The organism is Spirillospora sp. NPDC052269, assembly GCF_040679435.1.
Taxonomy (GTDB): Bacteria; Actinomycetota; Actinomycetes; order Streptosporangiales; family Streptosporangiaceae; genus Spirillospora.
In genome coordinates, this window is record NZ_JBFAUU010000002.1 from 33,806 (window position 1) to 56,071 (window position 22,266).

Sequence of the window (22,266 nt, forward strand, 5' to 3'; positions counted from 1 at the left end):
GCTCCTTCAGCGCTGACCGAAACGAATCGTCCGGCGAGCCTAACGCGTTCCGCGACGACTCGTTCCACACCGTGAGCGCCCTGGCATATGCACAGCTCAGGACCGATTCGTCCCATGCCGTCGAGCGTGGCTAGGACGGGTGCGCGGCCGCGTAGTGGGTGACCGCCCGCGTGTACGAGTCGAGGTGGGCGCGGGCCGAGGCCTCCCAGGTGAAGCCCTCGGCACGGGCCGAGGCGGCCTCGGCCAGTTCGAGGCGCTGTTCCGGCGCGTCCATGAGGGACGACAGCGCGGCGGCGATCGAGGGCGGATCGGGCTCGGTGTAGGCGACGGCCTCACCGCCGACCTCGGGCAGCGGACCGCGCCGCGTGGTCAGGACCGTCCCGCCGCAGGCCATCGTCTCCAGCACCGGCAGCCCGAACCCCTCGCCCCGGCTCGGCAGCGCCACGACCAGCGCGCCGCCCAGGAACCCCGGCAGCAGTGACCAGGGCAGATACCCCGACCGGACGACCCGCAGGTGCGTCGGGACGACGGCGAGCGCGGCGTCGACCTCGTCGTCCCAGCCGCCGCTGCCCGCCAGGACCAGCGCGGGCGGGTCGGGACGGCCCGCGCACGCCCGCACCCAGCCGCGGATCAGGTTCGGCACGTTCTTGCGCGGCTCCAGCGCGCCCAGGTACGCCACGTACGGGTGGCCGTGCAGGCCGAGCCGGTCCGAGACCTTCTTGATCTCCTCCGGGGACGGCCGCCGGAACACCTCGTGGTCGACGCCGTGGTACGCCACGTCGATGTGGTCGGGCTCGGCGTGCAGCAGCCGGACCATGTCGTCCCGGACGGCCCGGGACGGCACGATCATCCGGGTCGCGCGGCGCGCCGCCGTCCGGGTCGCCGACTTGATGTAGGACGTGCGGAGCGGGTCGTGCCGCTCCGGCTCGGCGAACAGCGTCACGTCGTGGATCGTCACGACCGTCGGCAGCCCGGCGTGCACCGGGATCGCGTAGGTCGGCAGGTGCAGCACGTCCGCGCCGACCTCCTGCGCGACGCGCGGCAGGCCGGTCTGCTCCCAGGAGAGCCGCGCCGCGCGGTGCGCCAGCGCCGCCGGGCCGGACACGACGCGGGCGCCCGGCGCGAGCGCGGCGTACCGCTCCCGCTCGACCCGCTGGCACGCGATCGCCAGGTCGGCCCCGAGCCCGTGCAGCGCCCGCAGGAGACCCTCGGCATAGCGGCTCAGCGCGCCGCGGTCGGCGGGCACGGCGGTGGCGTCCAACAGGATCCGCGGCGGCCGGTCTTCACGCGGCACGTCGTCTCGCACCATGATCCCACCCCCGTGACGTAGATCACTCTTGACCATTCGAGCCTACGCCGATCGGGCCCGCCCGGAGGGTTTCATCCGCGTTTGCACGCCGATGGGACCGGCCGTTCCCGGCGACGCCCGCGCCCCCGCGCGAGCATCGAGATGTCGATCGAGATGTGTTCGGCCAGCCCCGCGCGGGGCTGATCGAGGTGTGCCCGGTCAGTCCCGCTTGCGGGCCTGCACGAGCACGATGCTGCCACGATCGTTCGGCGCCTTGGCGTCCGTCGCGGCCACCAGCGGAGCGAGCGGCGCGGCCGCGTTGAAGCCGACCTTGCCGCCGTACGTCGACAGCGACAGGTACAGCCGCTCGGCCGCCGCCGTCCGGAACTGGTAGGAGTGCCGGACGAGGTCGAGCCCGCGCTCGTCCATCAGCTTGGCCAGCGACTCGTGCGTGTACGTGTGCTGGACGTGGTACTTGGCCTTGTGCGCGTCGCGCAGCTTCGGCCAGGCGTCCGCGCGGCTGAGCACGTCGGCGGACATGAAGATCTGCCCGCCGGGCCTCAGCACCCGGGCCATCTCGTCCAGCGACGTGCCGCCGTCGGCGAAGTGCTCGATCGCGCAGACCGACAGGATCGCGTCGAACGAGCCGTCCTGGAACGGCAGCTTCAGCGCGTCGCACTCGACCAGCGCGGGCGGGCTCGCCAGCGTCCTGCCGTACTCCATCTTCCCGCGCGCCAGGTCGATCGAGACCGCGAAGGCCCCGCGCTTGCGGGTCTGCCCGGCCCAGTACCCGTCGCCGCCCGCGACGTCGAGCACCTTCCGGCCGCGCAGGTCGTCGCCCATCCAGTCGAGGAGCGTCCCCGCCTCGCGATACCGGCACACGTGCACCTGGTGTCCCACGAAGGCCACCACATCCGAGATCTTCATCGGCCCCAGCCTATAGACGATGCCCGGCCCGTAGGGTGCCGCGCACGCCACATACCCGGCAATACACGGCGCGTCCGCGTGTCGGAACCGGCAGGACGCCCGCGCGCCCGCATGCCGGAGCCCACGCTTCCGCGTGCCGGAACCGGCGGAACGCCCCGCCCGAACAGGGCGGGCGGGGTTCCCCGGACGCGCCGGGTCCCGCAGGTGCGTCGGGGTCCCGCGGGGGCGCGCGGGGTTCCGCGGGTGGTCGTGAGGGTCCCCTACGCTGGGGACGTGACTCCCAAGGCCCTCGCCATGCGCGTGCTGCGCGTCGTGTTGATGCTGCTCGCGCTCGTGTTCTGCGTGTGGTCGCTGGCCTCGCAGTGGGACGACACCGTGCACGCCTTCGAGCAGATGTCCTGGTACGCGCTGCTCGGGGCGTTCGCCCTCGGGTTCGGCGGCCTGGTCGCGTGGATGATCGGCTGGCGCGAGTTCCTCCGGGGCCTCGGATCGGACCTGCCGGTGGTCGCGGCCTACCGGATCGCCTTCATCTCCGGGCTCGGCAAGTACGTCCCGGGCATGGTGTGGGTGCTCGTCTCCCAGGTCGAGATGGCACGCGAGTACAAGGTGCCGAGGGCGCGGAGCTTCTCCGCGACGGTGCTGGCGATCGCCACGTCCACGGCGTCCGGGCTGGCGGTGGCGGCGATCACGCTGCCGCTGACCTCCCCGGAGGCGCGGGATCGCTACTGGTGGCTGTTCCTGCTGGCCCCGGTCCTGCTGGCGGGGCTGCACCCGAAGATCGTCACGTGGGGCCTGAACCTGGCGCTCAGGATCGTCCGCAGGCCGCCGCTGGAGCACCCGGTGAGCGTGGCGTCCACGCTGCGCGCCGTCCTGTGGACGGTCGCGGGCTGGCTGCTGTTCGGCGGCCACCTGTGGGTGCTGTCCGCGGCGGCGGGCGGGTCCGGGGCCGGGCTGCCGTTCCTCGCGACCGGCGCGTACGCGCTGGCCTTCGTCGCCGGGCTCCTGGTGTTCCTCGCGCCCGGCGGGCTCGGGGCGCGGGAGGCCGTGATGGTGCTGGTGCTGACCCCGGTGCTTCCGGCGGGCGTGCCGATCGTGGTGGCGCTGGCGTCCCGGGTGCTGCTGACGGCCGCCGACCTCATCGGCGCGGGCTCGGCCTTCCTGCTCCGCCGGCAGCCGCAGGAAGATCTACCGGACGGGAATGAACCGGCACCCGCCGGCCTTTCCCCGAGTACGCAGCCGACGGGCACCCGGCCCACCAAGGAGCAAGCATGAGCGCCCCCATCACCGTCACCGACGCGACGTTCGACGAGCTGGTCCTCAAGAGCGAGACCCCGGTCCTGGTGGACTTCTGGGCGGACTGGTGCGGCCCGTGCAAGATGATCGCGCCGGTGCTGGACGCCATCGCGGCCGAGCAGGACGGCAAGATCGTCATCGCGAAGATGGACTACGACCAGAACCCGCGGACCCCGAACAAGTTCGGCGTGCTCGGCCTGCCGACCCTGCTGCTCTTCAAGGACGGCGAGGTGGCCGAGCAGATCGTGGGCGCCAAGCCGAAGCGCGCGCTGCTCAAGGTCCTGGAGCCGCACCTGGCGTAGCCTCGCCGGGAGCCGCGGAGCCGGACGAGCCGGACGCCGCGCCGGTGAGCGCGGCGAGATAGACGTCCCACAGCGGGCCGTGGTCGGGAGCCTCGACCGCGGCCCGCAGCCGTTCCGGCTCCCCCGGCTCGTAGAACCGCTCGAGCGCGGCGGCGAGCGAGGCGGCGTCGTCGGGCTCGGCGAGCAGGCCGTCCGCCCCGTCGCGGATCTGGTCCGGGAAGCCGCCGACGCGGGTCGCGATCACCGGGACGCCGTGCTCGAACGCCATCCACACGTTCTGCGAGGCCGTCGCCGCCCGGTACGGCAGGACGAGCGCGTCCACCGCGTCGAACAGCTTCGGCACGTCCGCCCCCGGGACGTACCCGGGCCGCAGATCGACCCGGCCGGTCAGCCCCAGCGACGCGACCAGCTCCTCGGTCTCCTCCAGGCCGCCCCAGAACTCGCCCGCGACGGTGAGCGACACGTCCTGCGGGCCCTCGGCGAGCGCCCGCAGCAGCACGTCCAGCCCCTTGTACGGGCGGACGATCCCGAAGAACAGCAGGCGCCGGCGCACACCATCCGCCCGCTCGACCTCGCCGGTCGGGGTCGGCAGGTGCGCGGGCATCTCCGCCACCCGCACCGGACGCGTCGTCAGCGTCCGCGCCAGCTTCGCCTGCTGCTCGGAGTGCACCAGCACGCCGGAGACCCGGTTCAGCAGCGCCTTCATCAGCGGACGGTCGTACTGCCGCCGCTCGTGCGGCAGGACGTTGTGGCACAGCGCGACCACCGGCGTCCGCTTCCCGATCCCGGCCAGGATGCCCAGGTAGGCGGGCACCTGGATGGGGCTCAGGACGGCCAGGACGACCAGGTCGCAGCCGCGCAGCGACCGGCCGGCACGCCACCAGCCGTCCGGACGCCGCCAGTCGAGCCGGCGGAGCGTGTCCGGGAACGGCTCGCCCTCCGGCTCGGAGATCGTCTGCTGCCCCGGGTACAGGAACCCGGGGTACTGCGCCCGCCACGACTCGACGACCACCTCGTGCCCGGCGGCGGCGAGCCGGTGCGCCAGCTCGGTGGTGTGGTGCGCGCCGCCGCCCTTGTACGGGAAGGCCGGCCCGACGACCGCGATCCGCATCCGCTAGTCCCCCCGTGACCGCACGATCAGGTCCGCCAGCAGGGCCATCGATCCGATGATCAGCCCGGTGACGAAGATCAGGATGGTGTTGCTGGCGAAGTACCCGAAGTGCCAGACCATGTCGAAGACGCCCTTGCCGAGGCCGATGACGATCAGCCACAGCGCCAGCGGCATCAGGACCTTGAGCGGGTTGAAGTACATCACCATGCGCAGCACCTGCAGGATGTACCGGTAGGCGTCCTTGACGAAGTGAAACTTCGAGGTGCCCGCGCGCTTGGCGTAGTCGATCGGCACGAACGCGATGTGGTGCTGGTTCGACAGGAACGCGATGGTGATCGTGGTGACGCAGGAGAACCCGGGCGGGAGCAGCCGCAGGTAGGGCAGCGACACCTGGCGCCGGAACGCGCGCAGCCCGGAGTTCAGGTCCGGGATCCGGGTGTTGGTGAGCCGCTCGGCGACCTTGCGGATGAACCACTTGGCCGGGACGCGCAGCAGCTTGTGGGTGCCCTCCTCGGACGTCCGCGCGCCCACGACCTGGTCGATCGAGGCGTCCTGGTCGAGCATGGCGACCAGCTCGGGGATCCGCTCGTTCGGGTAGGTCATGTCGGCGTCGGTCCACACGACGATGTCGCCGCGGGCCTGCTGGGTGCCGATCCGCCGGACCGTCCCGGACCCGCTGTTGTGCCGGAACGCGACGACCTTCATGCTCGGGAACCGCGGCTCGGCCTCGCGCAGCCGGGCCAGCGTGCCGTCGGTGGAGCAGTCGTCCACGGCGAGCAGCTCGTAGGCCATCCCGCTGTTGTCCATGGCCTTGGTGATCCGCTCGACCTCGTCGAGGACGTGGTCCTGCTCGTTGTAGCAGGGCAGCACGATCGTCACGTGGACGGGCCGGCCGTCCTCGGGGGCGGCCTGGAACACGCCCTGCGGCTCGGGCTCGAACACGCCCTGCGGCTCGGCCTGGAACGCGGTCATCGGCTCGGCGACGGCCTCGTCCGCCAGCTCGGCGACCGACGCCGTCCCGGCGTCCTGCGGAGCGCCGTCCATGACGGGGCTCGCGGCGTCCCGCGCGGCATCGCCCGCAGGGCTCGCGGCGTCGTTCGCGGGTTCGGCCGCGGGCCCGGCCTCGGTCGTGGTCTCGGGGGCCGCGTCGGTCGTGGGGGCCGCGTCCGGGGCGTGTTCCGGGGCGCGGGTGGTCGTCGAGGCGGCGGGCTGGGTACTCACGCAGGGCGAGGATAGTCGCTCACGGCCGCGGGGGCTCGGTGATCCACACGTCGAGGTTCAGTGTCCAGGTGCCCTTCGGGGGCTTGACCAGGGTCCGCTCGTCCTGCCGGGTGCGCAGCGTCATGGCGTGCACCGGCTGCCCGTAGGGGGTCACCTCGCCCGCCGTGGCGCCCATCAGGACGGGCGTCCGGCCCGCGTCGTAGATCTTGCCGGCGACACGCCAGACGTCCGCCGGCGTGGCCTCCGGGGAGATCCGCGCGGACGGCTCGCCGCACATGCTGCGAATGACCTGAAGGAACTGGTCGGCGTAGCTCTGGTCGAGGATGACGACCGAGCGGCCCGGCCCGATCCGGGCGCACAGGTCGCGGACGGCGGCGACCTCGTGCTGGTGCGTCCGGGCCATCATGAACGGCGCCGACGACAGCCCGATCGGGATCCCGAGCGTCGCGCACGAGGCGAGCGCGACGACGGCGGTCGGACGCCGCCCGTACCCGGTGCGGCGGACCCGGCGGACCAGCCACGCCGCCGCCCACACCGCGAGCAGCAGCAGCCCGGGGATCACGACCGCGATGAGCCGCCGGGACGCCCACGGGTGGTCCGGGGTGATCCCCGGCCGGTAGAGCACCAGCAGGGTCGTCCAGACGATCACCGCGTACGGCAGCAGCCATTCGGGGGTGCGGCGCCGCAGCAGCCGGCGGGCCAGCAGCGCCGCGCCGAACGTCGCGGCGAGCAGCGCGGGGACCCCGATGTACCAGATCACCCAGTGCATGGACAGTTCGGAGTACTGCCGGGTGCCGTCCAGCGGCAGGTGGTTGATCCGCTGGACCTCCTCGATGAAGTGCGCGTTCTGCGTGTCGTCGGCGTTCGCCGGGACGCGCCGGACGGTCTGCAGCCACGGCCGCGCGATCAGCACCGCGACGACGGCGAGGGTGAGCCAGGCGGCGAGCTCCGGGATCCGGCCGCGTCCGGCGGCGGCGGCGAGCGCGCGCAGCCGCGGCCCGGTGCGCTCCCACCGCAGCAGGACGACCAGGACGGCGGTCAGCGCGATCAGCACGACCGTCAGCCCCAGCAGCGGCACCAGCGACGCGCGCAGGTAGACCAGGTAGGGGCGGGACAGCAGGAAGCCCTCGGCGAGGCCGAGCACGGCCCCGGCGGTGAGGCCGAGCGCGAGCGGAACGCCGGTGCGGCGGCGCCGCGCGACCAGCAGCCCGGCGAACACCACCACGGGCAGGATGTCGCGGAGCCCGTCGATCCGGACGAGGACGATCAGCCCGAGCATGCCGCCCGCGAGGAACGCCTTGGCGCGCGCGGAGCTCGGCATGAGCCGCCAGTACCGTCCGGTGCGGCGCGGCTCGTCCACGGCCTGGGCGCGCACGTCGTAGAGCATCGCGAGCCCGCCGAACAGCAGCACCATGGCGGGCAGCTCGCTGTAGGTGGACCGGGACACCCAGATCATCGGCAGCGTCAGCGCGAGCAGCAGCGCGCCGGCGGGGGCCCAGCGCGGCCCGACCAGCCGGGCGACCAAGCCGCCGAAGGCGAGCACGGCCGCCGCGCCGAGCAGCGGCGCCATCAGCAGCATCGCCCGGACGCCGCCGAGCCAGCCGCCGAGCGACAGCACCAGCGGCAGCCCGGCCATGAACTGCGGGTCGATGTCGTTCCCGACCTGGTAGAAGGCCAGCGAGCCGAAGCCGAGCGCGGGGTCGCCGCCGCCGAACGCGGCCCGGTCCTGCGCGATCGGCAGCGACCCGTGGTCGTTCAGCCAGAGCGCGAACTGCACGTAGGACGCCGGGTCGCGGCGCACGATGATCTGCTCGGAGCACATCACCACCTGGACGACCAGGAAGGCGGCCGCCACCAGCAGCACGCCGAGGGCCGACCAGCGCGGAACCGGCCCGATCGGCCCGGGCCGCGGCTCGCCCGCGGCGCGCGGCGCGTCCCGCAGGCCGATCCACAGCACCACGGCCGCGACCGGCACGAACAGGGCGAGCGCGGGCCCCAGGTCGAAAACGCCCCCCAGCAGCAACGGCGCGGACACCGTCAGCCACGCCACCAGCAGTAGGGCGGGTGCGACGGTGATGCGGGCGAGCAGCCGCCCCGCGCTCATCGGTGGATTCCCCGGACGTCCATCGAAGCGGAGCGTATCGGCATCGCCTGTCCGACGACGCCCCGCGACACCGGAGGCACCCGAGGTCAGCGGGATCCGGAGGGTGGGGCGTACGCTCCGTCCATGACGGCTCCCAAGATCGCGACCGACCCCGCCGGCCTGCTGCGCGCCCGGGTGGAGTCCGACCCGTCCCGGCCCTTTGTCACTTTTTACGACGATGCCAAGGGCGAGCGGATCGAACTCTCGGCCAAGGTCTTCGACAACTGGGTCGCCAAGACCGCCAATTTCCTGGTGGACGGGCTCGGCGCGCAGCCGGGCGACAAGGTCGTCCTGGCGCTGCCCGAGCACTGGCAGACGCTGGTCTGGCTGATGGCGTCCTGGTCCGCCGGCCTGCACGTCCACCTGGACGGACCGGGCGACGTCGAGGGGCCGTACCTCCTGGCGGTGGCCGAGGAGAACCTCGCCGAGGTCGACGATTCCGATGCGGACGAGGTCATCGGCCTGTCACTGCACGCGCTGGGCGGGCCGATGGCGGACGTCCCGCCCGGCGTGACCGACTACGCGGTGGAGGTTCGTGCCCATGGCGACCGGTTCCGGCCGGAACGCTCCTACGCCGACGAGCCCCTGCTGACTGTGACAAAGACCACATATACCGGGACGGAACTGGTCACCGAGGCACGGACATCCGCCACGCACTGGGCCTTGGACGCACGGGACCGGCTTCTGGTTCACGTGCCCCTCGCCACCCCCCGAGGGGTACTGATCACTCTTCTCGCACCGCTAGCCTCAGGATCTTCCGTCATAATCCAACGAAACTTTGACAAAGCGTCGCTAGATCGGCGCTTGACCCTGGAGCATGTGACCGCAGTGGCCGGAGTACCGGCCGGAACCGTCGCACCGAATGCCGGATCCGGACCCGTTCGACGGCTCGGCTGACCTAATCTCTGACTGATTCCGCGACCCCCACGGGCGGGCCCGACCCCCATCACGGAGCCGATGAACGACAACCCCATGTACATGGAGTACGTCGACGACGCCGACTCACCGGAGCCGGCGCGCCGACGCGGCTGGCGCATCCTCGGCTGGGTGTGCATCGGCCTCTCGGCCGTCATGGTCGCCGGCTCCCTGACGATGTACGGCGTGTACCGCAAGATGTTCGGCAACATCGCTCACGAGGACACCAACGCCCTCGTCGGCCCCAACCGGCCGAAGAAGCTGAACAACGCCATGAACATCCTGATGCTCGGGTCCGACAGCCGGGCGGGGGCGAACGCCTCGTACGGCCGCAGCATGAAGAACGAGCCGCCGCGGTCCGACACGATCATCCTCCTCCACCTTTCGCCGGGAGGCGGGCAGGCGTTCGGGGTCAGCTTCCCCCGCGACCTCATGGTGCCGATCCCGCCCTGCAAGAAGCCGAACGGCAGCACCACTCCGGGCGTCAGCAAGGCGCAGATCAACTCGGCGTACACGTTCGCCGGGCCGTCCTGCACGGTCAAGACCATCGAGGGCCTGACGAACCTGCGGATCGACCACTTCATGGAGGTCAACTTCGTGGGGTTCAAGTCGATCACCAACGCGATCGGCGGCGTCCCGGTCTGCCTGCCCAAGTCCGTCAACGACCCCAAGTCGAAGCTGAACCTGTCCAAGGGCAGGCACTTGATCAAGGGCGACCAGGCGCTCGCCTACGTGCGCGTCCGGCACGGCCTCGGCGACGGCTCGGACCTCGGCCGCATCAAGCGCCAGCAGAAGTTCATGGGCGCGCTCGCCAACAAGGCGATGAGCGCGGGCGTGCTGAGCAACCCGAACAGCCTGCTGAAGCTGATCAACGCGGGCACCAAGTCGCTGAAGACCGACAGCGAGCTCACCGCGAGCACGATGATGAAGATCGGCCAGGGCATGCAGGGCATGACGTCCGGCAAGCTCCGCTTCATCACCGTCCCGTGGGGCCCGGACCCGGCCGACATCAACCGGGTCGTGCTGAGCCAGCCCAGCGCCGACAACTTCTTCAACTCGCTGCGCAACGACCGCGACGTGCCGGAGGAGAAGAAGAAGCCCGCGGGCGGCGGCGGCGCGCCGAAGATCCCGGCCTCCCAGGTGAAGGTGCGCGTCTACAACGCCAGCGGCGTCGCCGGGCAGGCCGGCCGGGTCGCCGAGGCGCTGCGCCAGCAGGGCTTCCAGGTCGAGGTCGGCGGCAACCGCACGCCGACCAGCTCGACCACCAAGGTCCAGTACGGCCCCGGCGCCGATCAGCAGGCGAAGACGCTGGCCGCGGCGGTCCCGGGGGCCTCGGCGCCGCCGGCCCCCGCGACGAGGGGCGCCCTGTCCGGCATGGTCGACCTGGTCATCGGCACCGACTGGACGAGCACGAGCCTCAAGAACGGCAAGTCCGGCGGCCCGATCCCCAAACAGCAGGGCGAGATCAAGGCCGACGACAACATCTGCGACGACAACTAGCCGCGCACCAGGCGGAGGCCGGGAACGCCCCCCTGCCCAGGCCCCCGGCCTCCGCGCCCGCCGAAGTCCCCACCCCGGCAAGGACCCATGACGTACACCGGCAGCCCTCCCGCACCCCCGCGCATCGAGCACCCACCGATCCGGGTGGCCCCCCCGGGAGAGGTTCCGGTCCCACCTCCGGTCACGGACGGGAACGTTCCACTCACTCCGAGCGACAGGCCGCGCAAGCAGCGCGACCCGTTCTTCGACAACGCCAAGTTCATGGCGATCCTGCTGGTCGTCATGGGCCACTGCCTGGCGCAGCTGGGCAACGTCCCGCTGGCCAGGACGCTGTACCTGGCCATCTACATGTTCCACATGCCGCTGTTCATCGTGATCACCGGCTACTTCTCCCGGAACTGGACGTTCTCGGCGGGCCGCACCCGCAAGCTGATCACGTCCGTGGGCGTGCCCTACGTGATCTTCCAGACCGCCTACACCGTCTTCGACTGGGCGGTCGGCCGGCACAAGCTCGAGATCAGCCTGCTCGACCCGTACTTCCTGACCTGGTTCCTGTGCGCGCTGTTCCTGTGGCGGCTGTCCACCCCGGTCTGGCAGCAGGTCCGCTGGCCGGTCGCGGTCGCCGTCGGGTTCTCACTGCTGTCGTACATGAGCGACCTCGGCAGCACGCTCGACCTGCACCGGGTGATCGGGCTGCTGCCGTTCTACGTGCTCGGCCTCTCGCTGAAGCCGCAGCACTTCGAGTACCTGAAGAAGCCGATCGCGCGGCCCGTGGGAGCGGCCCTGATGATCGGAGCGGTCGGTGTGGCCTGGTTCGCCCGGACCCGCATGGACCTGAACTGGCTCTACTGGAAGGACCCGCACAGCGACTTCGGCGTCAGCAACATCACCGGCTCGGGCATGCGGCTGGCGATGATGGTCTGCTCGTTCGTCCTGATCGCGGCCTTCCTGACCCTCGTGCCGCGGCGGCGGACGTGGTTCACCAAGCTCGGCGCGACCACCCTCTACGCCTACCTGCTGCACGGCTTGATCACCCGGTTCCTCGGGTACATGGGCTGGTGGGACACGTCCTTCCTGCACACCGTCCCCGGCGTCCTCGCCGTCCTCGCGGGCGCCTGCGCCGTGGGGACCTTCCTCTGTTCCAAGCCCGTCGTGCGCTGCTTCCGGTGGGCGATGGAGCCGAAACTCGACTGGGCGTTCCGCAAAACACCCGTCGGATAGCCTGCACAAGCCGGATCCGCTTCCGGATCCGGCCTCCTCTAGACAGCCGTTGGAGTCCCGTGTCACCGCTGTTGAGCGTCGTCGTGCCGTTCTACAACGTCGAGGCGTACCTTGAGCCCTGCCTGGAGTCGCTGGCCCGGCAGACGCTGAGCGACCTCGAAGTGATCATGGTGGACGACGGGTCGACCGACTCCAGCGCCACGATCGCCAAGAACTTCGCCGAGAAGGACGGCCGGTTCCGGCTCGTCCAGCAGCACAACCAGGGCCTCGGCCCGGCGCGGAACGCGGGCGTCCCGCATTCGGCGGGCCGGTTCCTGGCGTTCGCCGACAGCGACGACATCATCCCGCGCTACGCCTACGAGCTGATGGTGGCCTCGCTGGAGGAGACCGGCTCCGACATCGCCTGCGGCGGCGTCCGCCGGTTCGGTGTGAACGGCCTGACCCAGTCGCCCATGCACAAGAAGATCTTCCAGATCGACCGGAAGGCGACCCACGTCAGCGAGTTCCCCGAACTGCTGAACGACCGGACCGCCTGGAACAAGGTCTTCCGGCGCGCCTTCTGGGACAAGCACGCCTTCGCCTTCCCCGCCGGCCTCTACGAGGACATCCCGGTCACGATCCCCGCGCACGTCCTGGCGGGCAAGGTCGACGTGCTCCACGAGGCCGTGTACCACTGGCGCATCCGGGAGTCGGGCGCCCGCTCGATCACCCAGCGCCGCACCGAGCCCGGCAACCTCGCCGACCGGATGCGGTCGGTCACCGCGGCCTCGACCTTCCTCGCCGAGAAGGCCCCGGAGCTGAAGGACCGCTACGACCACTTCGCGCTCGCCGACGACATCCGGATCTTCCTCAACGTCGTCGACCAGGGCGACGAGCTGTACCGCGAGACCTTCCCCGACCTGATCAACGACGTCCTCGACCGGATGGACCCGCGGGTCTACGAGGAGCTGCCCGCGATCGACCGGCTGAAGTTCCACGCCGTCCGGCAGCGGCTGATGCCCGAGCTGGTGGAGATCGTCTCGTTCGCCAAGAGCCACCCCGACCGCGGCAGCGCCATCCAGCTCCCCGAGCACCCCGGGAAGTGGTTCGGCGACTACCCCTTCCTCGGCGACCCCCGCTTCCCGACCGGCCTCTACGAGCTGCGGGACGAGCTGGACCTCAAGACGGGCATCGACGACATCCTCTGGCGGGACGGGCGCCTGCGGATCGAGGGCCACGCCTACATCGACCGGATGCACGTCCCGGAGGCGTCCGACGCGACCATCGAGATCGAGCTGCGCCGCCGGCGCCTGCTGCTCAAGGCCAAGACGCTGCGCCCGGCCGTAGAGCGGGTGCGCCGCCCGGACGTCACCGCCGAGAGCAAGCAGGCCACCGCCGACCTCTCCGGTTCCGGCTTCGCCTTCGAGCTGACCCCGGAGCAGCTCGGCTCCGGCGAGGGCACCTGGCACGTCCACGTCACGGTCACCTCCCACGGCGTCAGCCGCCACGGCCGCCTCAACGGCCCCAAGGGCGCCGGGCTGTGGCCCCCGCTCACCGAGACCTCGCCGGGCAAGCTGATCAAGCCCAAGTACAACCAGGCCGGCGATCTGCTCATCGGCATCCAGTCCGTCCGCGCGAAGGTCACCTCCATCAGCGTGGACGGCACGCGGCTGCTCCTGACGGGCTGGGTCCGGCGCGAGGACGCGGTCTGCGTGACCAACGGCCACCTGGAGATCGCGCTCCGCCAGGGCATGGTGAAGGTCAAGCAGCCCGTCCGCAAGACCGGCACCGGCGAGGGCGGCCGGGTGGAGTTCGCCGCCGAGCTCGACATCACCGAGCTCGCCTCGCAGACCGAGGCGGGCGACGCCGCCGAGACCGCCGACAGCATCGACTGGGACGTGTCCCTGCGCACCAAGGGCACCACGCTGCGCCTCGCGGTCGAGGCCGACCTGGTGGACCTGCGCGCCGGCGTGGGCGGCCGCGAGTACGACGTCATCGCCACCAAGTACGGCAACCTCACCCTGGTCGAGCGCGCGCCGCGGCTGGTGGTCACCGGCACCCGGTGGCTGGACGGCGCCACGATCGAGCTCACCGGCTCCAGCGCCGACGAGCGCAACCGGCCCGACCGGCTGATCATGCGCATGCGCCGCTCCACTCTGGCCCACGAGGTGCCGCTGGCCTGGGACGGCCAGCGCTTCACCGCGCTCCTCGACGGACGCACCGGTGGGCTGCCGCTGCCCAGCGGACGCTGGGACCTGTACGCCCCCGGCGAGCGCGGCGACCTCACCGTCGGCATCGACCGTGGCGCGCGCGGCTCGCTGCCCGAGCCCCACTTCGTCGGGATGCACGAGCTGGCGCTGAAGGCCCACCGGGGCGACCTGCTCCACCTGTTCGTCCGGCGGGCCCTCACCGACGACGAGCGCGGCCCCTACGCCCAGCGGCGCATGCAGCGCACCCTGTACGGGGCCGCGAACACCGCGCCGATCCGCGATCTGGTGGTCTTCGAGAGCTACTTCGGCAAGCAGTACTCCGACAACCCGCAGGCGATCTACGAGGAGATGGTCCGCCGCGACCTGCCCTTCGAGTACGTCTGGGGCAGCAACGACGGCCAGTTCACCGTCCCGGTCGGCGACGCCCGCACGGTGATGCGCGGCTCGCGGGACTACCACGAGCTCGTGGCCTCGGCCCGGTTCGTGATCGACAACTGCCTCAAGCCGTCCGGGTACGCCAAGCGCCCCGGCCAGGTCTACCTCCAGACCTGGCACGGCACCCCGTACAAGCACATCGCCTACGACCTGGTCCGCAACGGCCGGATCGCGAGCAACACCACCAAGCTCAGCCGGTACGAGGAGGACGTGCCGCTCTGGGACCGGCTGGTCTCCCCGAGCCCGCACGTCACCGGTATGCTCCGGGACGCCTTCCGGTACGAGGGCGAGGTGCTGGAGGTCGGCTACCCGCGCAACGACATGCTCTTCGCGCCCGACCGCGACGCGCGCGAGCGGCGGGTCCGGGACCGGCTGGGCATCCCCCACGACCGTCCCGTGGCCCTGTACGTGCCGACCTGGCGCGAGGACATCTGGCTGACCGGCGGCCGGACGGCCGAGCTGGTGCTGCCCGCCGACCAGATCGCCGCCTCGCTCGGCGACTCCTGGTCGGTGCTCGTCCGGCAGCACCACATGGTCGCGGACCGGACGGTCGGGATCGGCGAGGGTGTGGTGGACGTCACCCGCTACCCCGACATCTCCGAGCTCTACCTGATCGCGGACGTCGTGATCACCGACTACTCGTCGGTCATGTTCGACTTCGCCGCGACCGGACGGCCGATCCTGTTCTACGTCCCCGACCTGGACTTCTACCAGGACGAGCTGCGCGGCACCTACTTCGACCTGACCGCCGAGGCGCCCGGGCCGCTGCTGCGCGAGCCGGGCGAGGTCCTGGAGGCGCTGCGCGACATCGACGCGACCAGCCGCCGGTACTCCACCGCGTACGCGGCGTTCCGGCAGAAGTACTGCGCCATGGACGACGGGCTCGCGTCGAAGCGGGTGGTCGACCACCTGCTGTCCATGCGAACCGACTGATCACCCCCGGCCGGGCACCGCACCGGCACGGGTACGGGTACGGGCGACAGCTCGTGCCGTGCCGTCGGGCGTCCGGCCGATTGTCCCGGACGTCCGAATGATCACTTCCCGGTGACGACTGGGCGACTTCGCGGAGTCTCCCATGTGGAGGGCCGGTAGCATCAGGTGGCGCGGGGATGCGACGTTTTTCCGAGGCACGGGGACCGGCCTCGATCCATTTTCTCGAAAGGACAGCTCTCCATGGCGAACTTCACGCTCGATGACGTTCGGCAACGGACGTACAAAGCGCGTGACGCATGGTGGACGGTCTTGCTGGTCGATCCGCTCGCCTCGCGGCTGGTCAAGTTCACCGCCAACAAGACCAACATCACTCCCAACCAGCTCACCGTCGGCGCGCTGATCCTCGGGCTGGGCGCGGGCGGCCTGTTCGCCGTGGGCACCTGGCCGATGCTGCTGATCGGCGCGCTGCTCTACCACCTGTCGTTCACGCTCGACTGCATGGACGGCAAGATCGCGCGCCTGAAGGGCACCGGCTCGATCTTCGGCGCCTGGCTGGACTACATCTTCGACCGCGTCCGCGTGCTGGCCTGCGCGATCGCGCTGATGGGCGGCGCGTACGCGCGCACCGGCAACGTGGCCTACGTGTGGACCGCGGTCGCCGTGGTGTTCCTGGACATGCTCCGCTACATGGACGCCCTGGAGATCTACAAGGTCCGCTCCCAGATGCGCAACAAGCTGCGCGACCTGGGCGAGCAGGCCACCACCCTGGAGGCCGCAGCCCGCGTCGCGCGCGGCGAGGTCCCCGGCATGGGCACCACCGTGAACGCCGAGCTGTCGTCGGCCGAGCGGGCGCTCGGCACCGACCCCGACGCCGACATGGAGGACCGGGTCGTCGGCGACAACCCGAACATCGCGCTCCAGGCCGAGTTCAACAAGAAGTTCCCCTGGTACACGCGCGTCCGGGACGCCCTGCTGCGCGGCCGGATCCGTCCGCACCTGATCTCCGGCATCGAGTTCCAGATGGGCGTGTTCATCGTCGCCCCGCTGGTCGCCGCGGTCATCCCCGGCGCGATCATCCCGGTGACGGTGCTGTCCGGCATCGGCATGATGGCCTTCGAGCTGGTGATCATCTACAAGTTCTGGCTGTCCAGCCGGACCTACACCAAGACGCTCGGCAAGCTCGAGCGCCGCGTCGAGGAGGCGCGCGCCCAGGTCCCGCAGGAGGAGCTGGAGCGCCTCTCGCTCGCCTGATCCGCTCTCCCGGGCCCGTTCGCCCTCGCGAACGGGCCCGTTCTCTGGACGCCCCCGGCCGGTCACCGGCCGGGGGCGTCCGCCGTTTCCGGCTTCTTCTCGTCCTCTTCCTCAGGCTCGCTTTCGCCCTTTTCGTCCGCTTCCTTGGACTCGGGCTGAGCCTTCTGGGTGGCGGTGTCCTCTTCCGCCTTCTCCGCTTCCGGGGTTGCGGATTCGTCTTCCTCCGCCTCTCCGGACTCGCCCGACTCGCCCGGCTCGCCGGACGGAGCGTCCGTGACGGCCTCGATCCGGGCGGAGGAGGACGCGCGGCGCGGCTCACGGGCGAGGGCCAGCCCGGCGGCCAGGACGGCGAACGGCGCGGTCGGCAGGACGTAGCGGTAGTCGAAGTCGGCCGTCGCCGCCGGGACGACCAGCAGCGCGAGCCCGACCCCGAACGGCAGCAGGACCTGCCCGCCGATCCGCCGGACCCGGAGCACGACGCCGACCAGGCCGGCCCCGAGCAGGATCCCGAGGAACGTGCCCGGCATGAAGTAGTGGCTCTGGTAGTCGCGCATGAAGCCGCCGTAGGGCTCCACGACGCGGGACTCCGCCGTCCTGCCGCCGTAGTCGTAGGCCGACATGGCGTTCCGCGTGCGGAGCGCGCCGCCCTCGGGGAACTCGTACTCCTCGACGGTCCCCTGGTTCGGGTAGGGCTGGCGCTTCCAGTCGAAGGCGCGCCAGGTGTCGCGCCAGACGACGTTCGCGTAGTCCCCGGGCTGCTTCTCGATGGCCTTCATCGCGAACTCGCCGGCCAGCGCGTTCGTCCGCGGGTCGGCCATCTCCCAGGGGAGCGCGGTGAACGGCGAGTCGGTCGTCCACATGGCCTGGAAGGCCGGGGCGACGTCGGGATCGCGGATCACCTTGTCCTGGCAGAAGATCTGCAGCTGCGGGTCGGGCTTGATCTTGGTGCAGTCGGCGAAGTCGGCGACCCGCCCGTACAGCCAGACCTTGTCGGTCGAGGTGAACGACCACTGCCCGTTGTAGGAGTGGAACCAGAACAGGTAGCCGACCAGCGGGGCGACGCCCGCGACGGCCGCCGCCGTGACCGTCCGCCAGCCCGCCCGGCGCACCGCCAGGCAGAACACCAGGATGATCAGCATCGGCAGGCCGACCGACCGGACGTCGGCGGAGCTTCCGATGATGAACCCGGAGAGCGCCCCCGCCCACCAGGGCGTCTTCCGCCACCACATGGCGAGGGTGATCCCGCAGGCCAGCATGAACGTGAACGGCACGTCCGACATGAGCATGTGCTCGAGCTGGATCTCGTAGGCGTCGTAGAGCACCGGCAGGACGAGCACGGACGCGATCACGCCGGGCACCCAGATCCACAGCCGGGACCAGCCGCGGCGCAGCGCCCGCTGGATCAGCGCGTAGATCATCACGCCGACCAGGACGCCCATCGCGTGCTGCATCACCAGCACGCCGGTGAACCCGTGGAACGGCCGGACCGCCGCCAGGATCAGCGAGTACCCGGACGGCCGCAGCGGCGACGGCTTCAGGTCGAGCGCGCCCGCCAGGTACGTCCCGGAATCGCCGAACCACAGCACGGAGCCGAAGCCGAGCAGCGTGACGACCCGCAGCGCGATCGCGCCGCCCACGAGGACCAGGAAGACCGAGTGCGCCGCGAAGAACCGGCCGATCGCCCGGGGGCCGGGCAGACCCACGCGCCGCCGGGACGAGTCCTCCGGCGGCCGCGACGAGCCCTCCGCCGGGTGGGACGTGCCCTCCTCTGGCGGGGAGGGATCCGGCGGATCCTGGGAGGAGTCGTCCGGTTGGCCGGGCAGATCCTTCCGCGGCCGGAACCGGCCGGGCCGGACGCGGTCGAGCCCCGTCCTTCTCAGCCAGGACGTGTGGACGGCATCAGGGGAGGTCCCGTCGGACAAACCTGCTCCGAATGTGCTAGGCGGGTTTAGCGGGGAAGGGCGGCCCCACGCCAAGGGGGATTCGGCCGCCACATCGAGGATAGTGCCGTCCGTCCAGTGATCATCGAGAACGGCGTGCGACGGTGCCGGCGATCCACGCGGCGACCTCGGACGCGACGGCGGTGTCGGGGCCGGTCGAGTCCTTCCGGATCACGGTCGCGTCCCAGCTCACGGCCGTGTCCACGTCGTCCCCGAGGCTCTGGAGGCCGGTCGCGAGGCTCCCAACGACGGTGAGGGGCACGTCGGTGCCGTCCGTCCCGGCCCGCAGCCACCAGTGCCGGGCGCGGTCCGGGTTCCGCTGCCGGACGAAGTCCATCGCGCTCCGCGGCGTGGTCACCGGCTTCGCGGCCCCCGCCAGGCCCTTCGCCCTCCGGTCCCCGACGTGGTCGAGGAAGTCGTCGAAGCCGAAGGAGATCCGGCCGTGCATCCAGTCGATCCAGGAATTCCGCTTGAGGTAGAGGGCCCGGTCGCCCTCCGGCAGCTTCTTCAGAAAGCTCGTCCCGGCCGGTTCCAGATACTGCGTGAGAAGACGCTTCCGGTCATAGGTGAGATCGGCCTTTCCGACCTCGGTGACGGGCGCGGAGGCGGCCACGGCATAAACGAGGTCCGTCGCCTTGGCCGCGCCGAGACGGCGCAGGTCGTCGTTGTATTGCCCGCGCCCGGCGGACGCTCCGGCCAGCGCGGCCAGCCCGCCCTCTCTGCCACTTCCGGACGCGACGATCCGGCCGGCGTCCCCGGGCAGTCTCCCCTTGTTGTGCCGGACGTACCGGACGGCGGCCTTGAGGTCCACGACCCCGTTCCACGCCGTGTCCCGCACGCCCGAGGTCACCACGACGATCCCCGAGACCAGCGCGATCCTGTTCTCGGCCGTCGGCTCCACGCCATTGCTCGTGGTGTTCATCAGAATCGGCGCCCGATCGGGTTTCACGGGCTTTCCGTCCACATCGACGGGGACGCGCACGCTCAGTTTCTGCCGCCTCGCGTCGACGGGACGGGTCACATAGGGCACCTCCGAATACAGCCGGTACCTGACCGTTCTCCGAACGTGCCCGACCTTCACCGACGCGCTTTTGACGAGGTACCTGCCGCTGTCGAATTCCAGCGCGGACGGTCCGTGGGACCCGCCCACGTTCCCGCACCCCGCGAGCCCGCCGACGCCCATCGCCACAACGACACCGAGAACCGCGCGACGATCCACCTCGACATGTCCCTTCCCTCCCGGTTCTCCTTCCCCGGTAGCGCTGCCCGCACTACTCCCGAGAACACCCCGGCCCGAGAATTGACACGCCGCCGACCCGGGCCGTCCGTGGGGCCCCGGACGGGGCGTTCCTCACGTCCTCGCAGGTCCGCACGGGGATGGGAGACGCATGGCGATGCCGTGGGACGCAGATGAACCGTTCCGGAGGGCCGTCCCCGTATCGTCACGGCCATGATCAACGGAGCGCATGTCGTCGTCCACAGCGTGGACGCCGACGCCGACCGCGCCTTCCTGCGCGACGTCCTCGGCTTCCCGCACGTGGACGTCGGCGGCGGCTGGCTCATCTTCCGCCTGCCGCCCGCCGAGCTCGCCGCCCACCCCACCGACGGCCCGGCCGCCCACGAGCTCTACCTGATGTGCGACGACGTGACCGCGACCGTCGACGACCTCACCGAGAAGGGCGTCGAGTTCCCCGAGGCCATCACCGACGCGGGCTGGGGCCTGCTCACCCGCCTGCGCCTGCCCAGCGGCGCCCAGCTGGGCCTCTACGAGCCCCGCCACCCCACCCCGCCGAACCACCCGTAGCCCGCGTGCCGAAACCGCGGCGGCGGTTTCGGCACGCGGGCGATCCAGGGCGGGGAGTGCCTACTCGGCGCTACTTGGTGCCGCTCAGGGACTTGAAGAGCTGTTCCCAGGAGTCGTTGATCGGGTCGGGCCCGTACTCGGCGGCCTTCTTGAGGGCGGCGTCGGAGAAGTCGCGGCGGAGGCTCTCGTCCTCGATCAGGCGGACGAGGCCCTCGGCGAGGGCCTCGACGTCCTTCTCGGGGACGAGGAAGCCGTCGACGCCGTCGTTGACGAGCTCGCGCGGGCCGACCGGGCAGCTGAAGCTGACGACGGGGAGGCCGCAGTTCATGGCCTCCAGCAGGACCATGCCGAAGCCCTCGGACTTGGAGCTCATCGCGAAGACCGAGCCCTTGGCGAGCTCCTCGTCGAGCTGGGTCGTGGCGCCCATCAGGAAGACGTGGTTGTACAGGTGCTCGGTGAGGATCAGCTTGCGGAGCCGGTCCTCCTCCGGGCCGTCGCCGTGGATCCGGAGCGTCCAGTCCGGGTGGCTCTCGACGACCTTGCCGAACGCCTTGATCATCATGTCGAAGCCCTTGTTGCCGTCGAGCCTTCCGGCGCTGACGACCTGGGTCCGGGAGAAGTCGGTGTGGGGGGCGTCCAGGGTGTGCAAGGCGTTCGGGATGCGCTCGACCCGCAGGTTCGGGAACTCCGCCGAGTACGCGACCCGGTCGCTTTCGGTGAGCGTCACGAGGGCGTCCATCTGGGTCAGGACGCCGTGGTAGGCCTTGCGCCACTCGGCGTTGTGGTACCCGAAGTTGGTGTGCTCCTGGACGATCCGGATCAGCGAGGGATCGGTGTAGCGCTCGACGAACAGGTCGATGGACGGCTTGGTCGTGACGACGATCCGGTCCTCGATGACGGGCAGGTAGCGGATCAGGGCGTTGAGGCGGTGGCGTTGCTCCTCGTTCGCCGACACACCGGCCGGGAAGGACTCATGCCATGAGGTGTCCTCCTCGCCGTCGAACCCGTCCCAGTCGACGTGGGCTCCGGAGGTGCTGTCCACCATCGGGGTGATCGTGACGCGCTCGTCGATCGGGAACGGCGGCTCGTCCCAGTACCGCATCAGGGAGATGATCTCGACGTCGTGGCCCCGGGCCACCATGCCGTTCGCCTGGTTGATCACGGTGCGGACGGTGCCGCCGATCCCGAAGGCGTTGAAGAGCACGTAGGTCAGCTTCATGCGGAGCCTCCGGTACCGCGCCGTGCGCAGCGGACGGACAGGTGGTCGCTGTCGGTGTAGTACGGCAGGACCGCGACCCCGGCCTCGGTCTGCTCGGGGAAGGCGATGATCTTCTTCTTGCCCGGCATGTCGTCGTGGTGCCGGCCGACCCGCAGGACGAGCCGGCGGCCGCCGCGCGCCGAGACGAGGTGCAGGTCCCAGTGCTCGCGGGGGAGGGCGTCCCGGACGGCCAGGTCGCGGACGGGCACGACGGCCTCGAAGTGCGGGCCGTCGGCGGCGACCGGGAAGTACAGGCGGGCGGGGGTGCGCTCGGCGGAGCGGGTCACGCTGCGCTTGAGCCGGTTGACGATCCGCTCGGTCACCGTCGGGACGGGGACCTTGCGGCGCTCGCGGGAGGTGAGCCGCAGCGTCCACGGCTCGTCCACGGGGGCCTCGTCCGGCGTTCCGCCCGAGACGACCGTGCCGAGGATGCGGATATGCCCGTCACGCGGCCAGACCTGGCCGATCTCCGCGTGGGAATCGGCCCCCTCGCTGGTCTCCGCAGCCATCCTCACCCTTTCGTCGCCGGTACGGA

At 71.1% G+C, this 22,266-nt stretch carries 17 protein-coding genes; 8 read left to right on the forward strand and 9 right to left on the reverse strand.

Features of this window, described 5'->3' with window-relative positions:
* Positions 1–130: 130 nt before the first annotated feature.
* Both AB0L06_RS03565 and AB0L06_RS03570 read right to left on the reverse strand, forming a co-directional pair.
* Positions 131–1,309 (reverse strand): glycosyltransferase family 4 protein, encoded by a 1,179-nt coding sequence (locus AB0L06_RS03565; protein ID WP_500229340.1) that lies wholly within the window; start codon positions 1,307–1,309, stop codon positions 131–133.
* 198 nt (positions 1,310–1,507) lie between these two features.
* Positions 1,508–2,215 carry a class I SAM-dependent methyltransferase gene (locus AB0L06_RS03570; RefSeq protein WP_500229341.1) on the reverse strand — a complete coding sequence of 236 codons (708 nt, stop codon included), beginning with the start codon at positions 2,213–2,215 and terminating at the stop codon, positions 1,508–1,510.
* A 273-nt stretch (positions 2,216–2,488) separates the two neighbouring features.
* On the opposite strand from AB0L06_RS03570, the gene AB0L06_RS03575 reads away from it, so the two are divergent.
* Together AB0L06_RS03575 and trxA are read left to right on the forward strand one after the other, a co-directional pair.
* On the forward strand, positions 2,489–3,487 hold the full coding sequence (locus tag AB0L06_RS03575) for a lysylphosphatidylglycerol synthase transmembrane domain-containing protein (protein ID WP_500229342.1): 999 nt from the start codon (positions 2,489–2,491) through the stop codon (positions 3,485–3,487).
* Positions 3,484–3,810, forward strand: a complete 327-nt coding sequence (trxA, locus tag AB0L06_RS03580; RefSeq protein ID WP_500229343.1) for a thioredoxin — start codon at positions 3,484–3,486, stop codon at positions 3,808–3,810. Before AB0L06_RS03575 ends, trxA begins: the two co-directional genes overlap by 4 nt.
* Here the strand turns inward: trxA and AB0L06_RS03585 are convergent.
* From AB0L06_RS03585 to AB0L06_RS03595, 3 genes are all read right to left on the reverse strand, one after another.
* Positions 3,782–4,921 (reverse strand): glycosyltransferase family 4 protein, encoded by a 1,140-nt coding sequence (locus AB0L06_RS03585; protein WP_500229344.1) that lies wholly within the window; start codon positions 4,919–4,921, stop codon positions 3,782–3,784. The two genes, trxA and AB0L06_RS03585, sit on opposite strands and share 29 nt — an antisense overlap.
* Positions 4,922–4,924: 3 nt before the next feature.
* Positions 4,925–5,893, reverse strand: coding sequence for a glycosyltransferase family 2 protein (locus tag AB0L06_RS03590; RefSeq protein ID WP_500229860.1), 969 nt, complete (start codon positions 5,891–5,893; stop codon positions 4,925–4,927).
* A gap of 268 nt (positions 5,894–6,161) precedes the next feature.
* The gene (locus tag AB0L06_RS03595) at positions 6,162–8,246 is read right to left on the reverse strand and encodes a hypothetical protein (RefSeq protein ID WP_500229345.1); all 2,085 of its coding nucleotides are present in this window, start codon (positions 8,244–8,246) and stop codon (positions 6,162–6,164) included.
* Positions 8,247–8,369: 123 nt separating this feature from the next.
* Between AB0L06_RS03595 and AB0L06_RS03600 the strand changes: the two genes are divergently transcribed.
* The 5 genes from AB0L06_RS03600 to AB0L06_RS03620 all read left to right on the forward strand — a co-directional run bounded on the left by AB0L06_RS03600 (position 8,370) and on the right by AB0L06_RS03620 (position 16,729).
* Positions 8,370–9,182 carry a TIGR03089 family protein gene (locus tag AB0L06_RS03600; RefSeq protein ID WP_500229346.1) on the forward strand — a complete coding sequence of 271 codons (813 nt, stop codon included), beginning with the start codon at positions 8,370–8,372 and terminating at the stop codon, positions 9,180–9,182.
* A 60-nt stretch (positions 9,183–9,242) separates the two neighbouring features.
* Positions 9,243–10,700 carry an LCP family protein gene (locus AB0L06_RS03605; protein WP_500229347.1) on the forward strand — a complete coding sequence of 486 codons (1,458 nt, stop codon included), beginning with the start codon at positions 9,243–9,245 and terminating at the stop codon, positions 10,698–10,700.
* 87 nt (positions 10,701–10,787) lie between these two features.
* Positions 10,788–11,921 carry an acyltransferase family protein gene (locus AB0L06_RS03610; protein ID WP_500229348.1) on the forward strand — a complete coding sequence of 378 codons (1,134 nt, stop codon included), beginning with the start codon at positions 10,788–10,790 and terminating at the stop codon, positions 11,919–11,921.
* Positions 11,922–11,980: 59 nt separating this feature from the next.
* The gene (locus AB0L06_RS03615) at positions 11,981–15,478 is read left to right on the forward strand and encodes a CDP-glycerol glycerophosphotransferase family protein (RefSeq protein ID WP_500229349.1); all 3,498 of its coding nucleotides are present in this window, start codon (positions 11,981–11,983) and stop codon (positions 15,476–15,478) included.
* Between the two features lie 309 nt (positions 15,479–15,787).
* A complete protein-coding gene (locus AB0L06_RS03620) occupies positions 15,788–16,729 on the forward strand; it encodes a CDP-alcohol phosphatidyltransferase family protein (RefSeq protein ID WP_500229350.1) in 942 nt (313 codons plus the stop codon).
* A 62-nt stretch (positions 16,730–16,791) separates the two neighbouring features.
* On the opposite strand, the gene AB0L06_RS03625 is transcribed toward AB0L06_RS03620, so the two are convergent.
* Together AB0L06_RS03625 and AB0L06_RS03630 are read right to left on the reverse strand one after the other, a co-directional pair.
* Positions 16,792–18,651 carry a hypothetical protein gene (locus AB0L06_RS03625; protein WP_500229351.1) on the reverse strand — a complete coding sequence of 620 codons (1,860 nt, stop codon included), beginning with the start codon at positions 18,649–18,651 and terminating at the stop codon, positions 16,792–16,794.
* A gap of 100 nt (positions 18,652–18,751) precedes the next feature.
* Positions 18,752–19,690: a hypothetical protein gene (locus tag AB0L06_RS03630; protein WP_500229352.1), complete on the reverse strand. Its 939-nt coding sequence runs from the start codon at positions 19,688–19,690 to the stop codon at positions 18,752–18,754.
* 429 nt (positions 19,691–20,119) lie between these two features.
* On the opposite strand from AB0L06_RS03630, the gene AB0L06_RS03635 reads away from it, so the two are divergent.
* A complete protein-coding gene (locus tag AB0L06_RS03635) occupies positions 20,120–20,473 on the forward strand; it encodes a VOC family protein (protein ID WP_500229353.1) in 354 nt (117 codons plus the stop codon).
* A gap of 70 nt (positions 20,474–20,543) precedes the next feature.
* On the opposite strand, the gene AB0L06_RS03640 is transcribed toward AB0L06_RS03635, so the two are convergent.
* Both AB0L06_RS03640 and AB0L06_RS03645 read right to left on the reverse strand, forming a co-directional pair.
* Positions 20,544–21,692 (reverse strand): glycosyltransferase family 4 protein, encoded by a 1,149-nt coding sequence (locus AB0L06_RS03640; protein ID WP_500229354.1) that lies wholly within the window; start codon positions 21,690–21,692, stop codon positions 20,544–20,546.
* Positions 21,689–22,240: a hypothetical protein gene (locus tag AB0L06_RS03645; protein ID WP_500229355.1), complete on the reverse strand. Its 552-nt coding sequence runs from the start codon at positions 22,238–22,240 to the stop codon at positions 21,689–21,691. The genes AB0L06_RS03640 and AB0L06_RS03645 overlap by 4 nt, the downstream gene beginning before the upstream one ends.
* Positions 22,241–22,266 lie beyond the last annotated feature (26 nt).

What these genes read in the sequence shown, in the direction of transcription:
- AB0L06_RS03565 (WP_500229340.1), bottom strand. Translation starts at nt 1,309, where the DNA reads ATGGTGCGAGACGACGTGCCGCGTGAAGACCGGCCGCCGCGGATCCTG.
- AB0L06_RS03570 (WP_500229341.1), bottom strand. Translation starts at nt 2,215, where the DNA reads ATGAAGATCTCGGATGTGGTGGCCTTCGTGGGACACCAGGTGCACGTG.
- trxA (WP_500229343.1), top strand. Translation starts at nt 3,484, where the DNA reads ATGAGCGCCCCCATCACCGTCACCGACGCGACGTTCGACGAGCTGGTC.
- AB0L06_RS03585 (WP_500229344.1), bottom strand. Translation starts at nt 4,921, where the DNA reads ATGCGGATCGCGGTCGTCGGGCCGGCCTTCCCGTACAAGGGCGGCGGC.
- AB0L06_RS03590 (WP_500229860.1), bottom strand. Translation starts at nt 5,893, where the DNA reads ATGACCGCGTTCCAGGCCGAGCCGCAGGGCGTGTTCGAGCCCGAGCCG.
- AB0L06_RS03595 (WP_500229345.1), bottom strand. Translation starts at nt 8,246, where the DNA reads ATGAGCGCGGGGCGGCTGCTCGCCCGCATCACCGTCGCACCCGCCCTA.
- AB0L06_RS03600 (WP_500229346.1), top strand. Translation starts at nt 8,370, where the DNA reads ATGACGGCTCCCAAGATCGCGACCGACCCCGCCGGCCTGCTGCGCGCC.
- AB0L06_RS03605 (WP_500229347.1), top strand. Translation starts at nt 9,243, where the DNA reads ATGAACGACAACCCCATGTACATGGAGTACGTCGACGACGCCGACTCA.
- AB0L06_RS03610 (WP_500229348.1), top strand. Translation starts at nt 10,788, where the DNA reads ATGACGTACACCGGCAGCCCTCCCGCACCCCCGCGCATCGAGCACCCA.
- AB0L06_RS03635 (WP_500229353.1), top strand. Translation starts at nt 20,120, where the DNA reads ATGATCAACGGAGCGCATGTCGTCGTCCACAGCGTGGACGCCGACGCC.
- AB0L06_RS03640 (WP_500229354.1), bottom strand. Translation starts at nt 21,692, where the DNA reads ATGAAGCTGACCTACGTGCTCTTCAACGCCTTCGGGATCGGCGGCACC.
- AB0L06_RS03645 (WP_500229355.1), bottom strand. Translation starts at nt 22,240, where the DNA reads ATGGCTGCGGAGACCAGCGAGGGGGCCGATTCCCACGCGGAGATCGGC.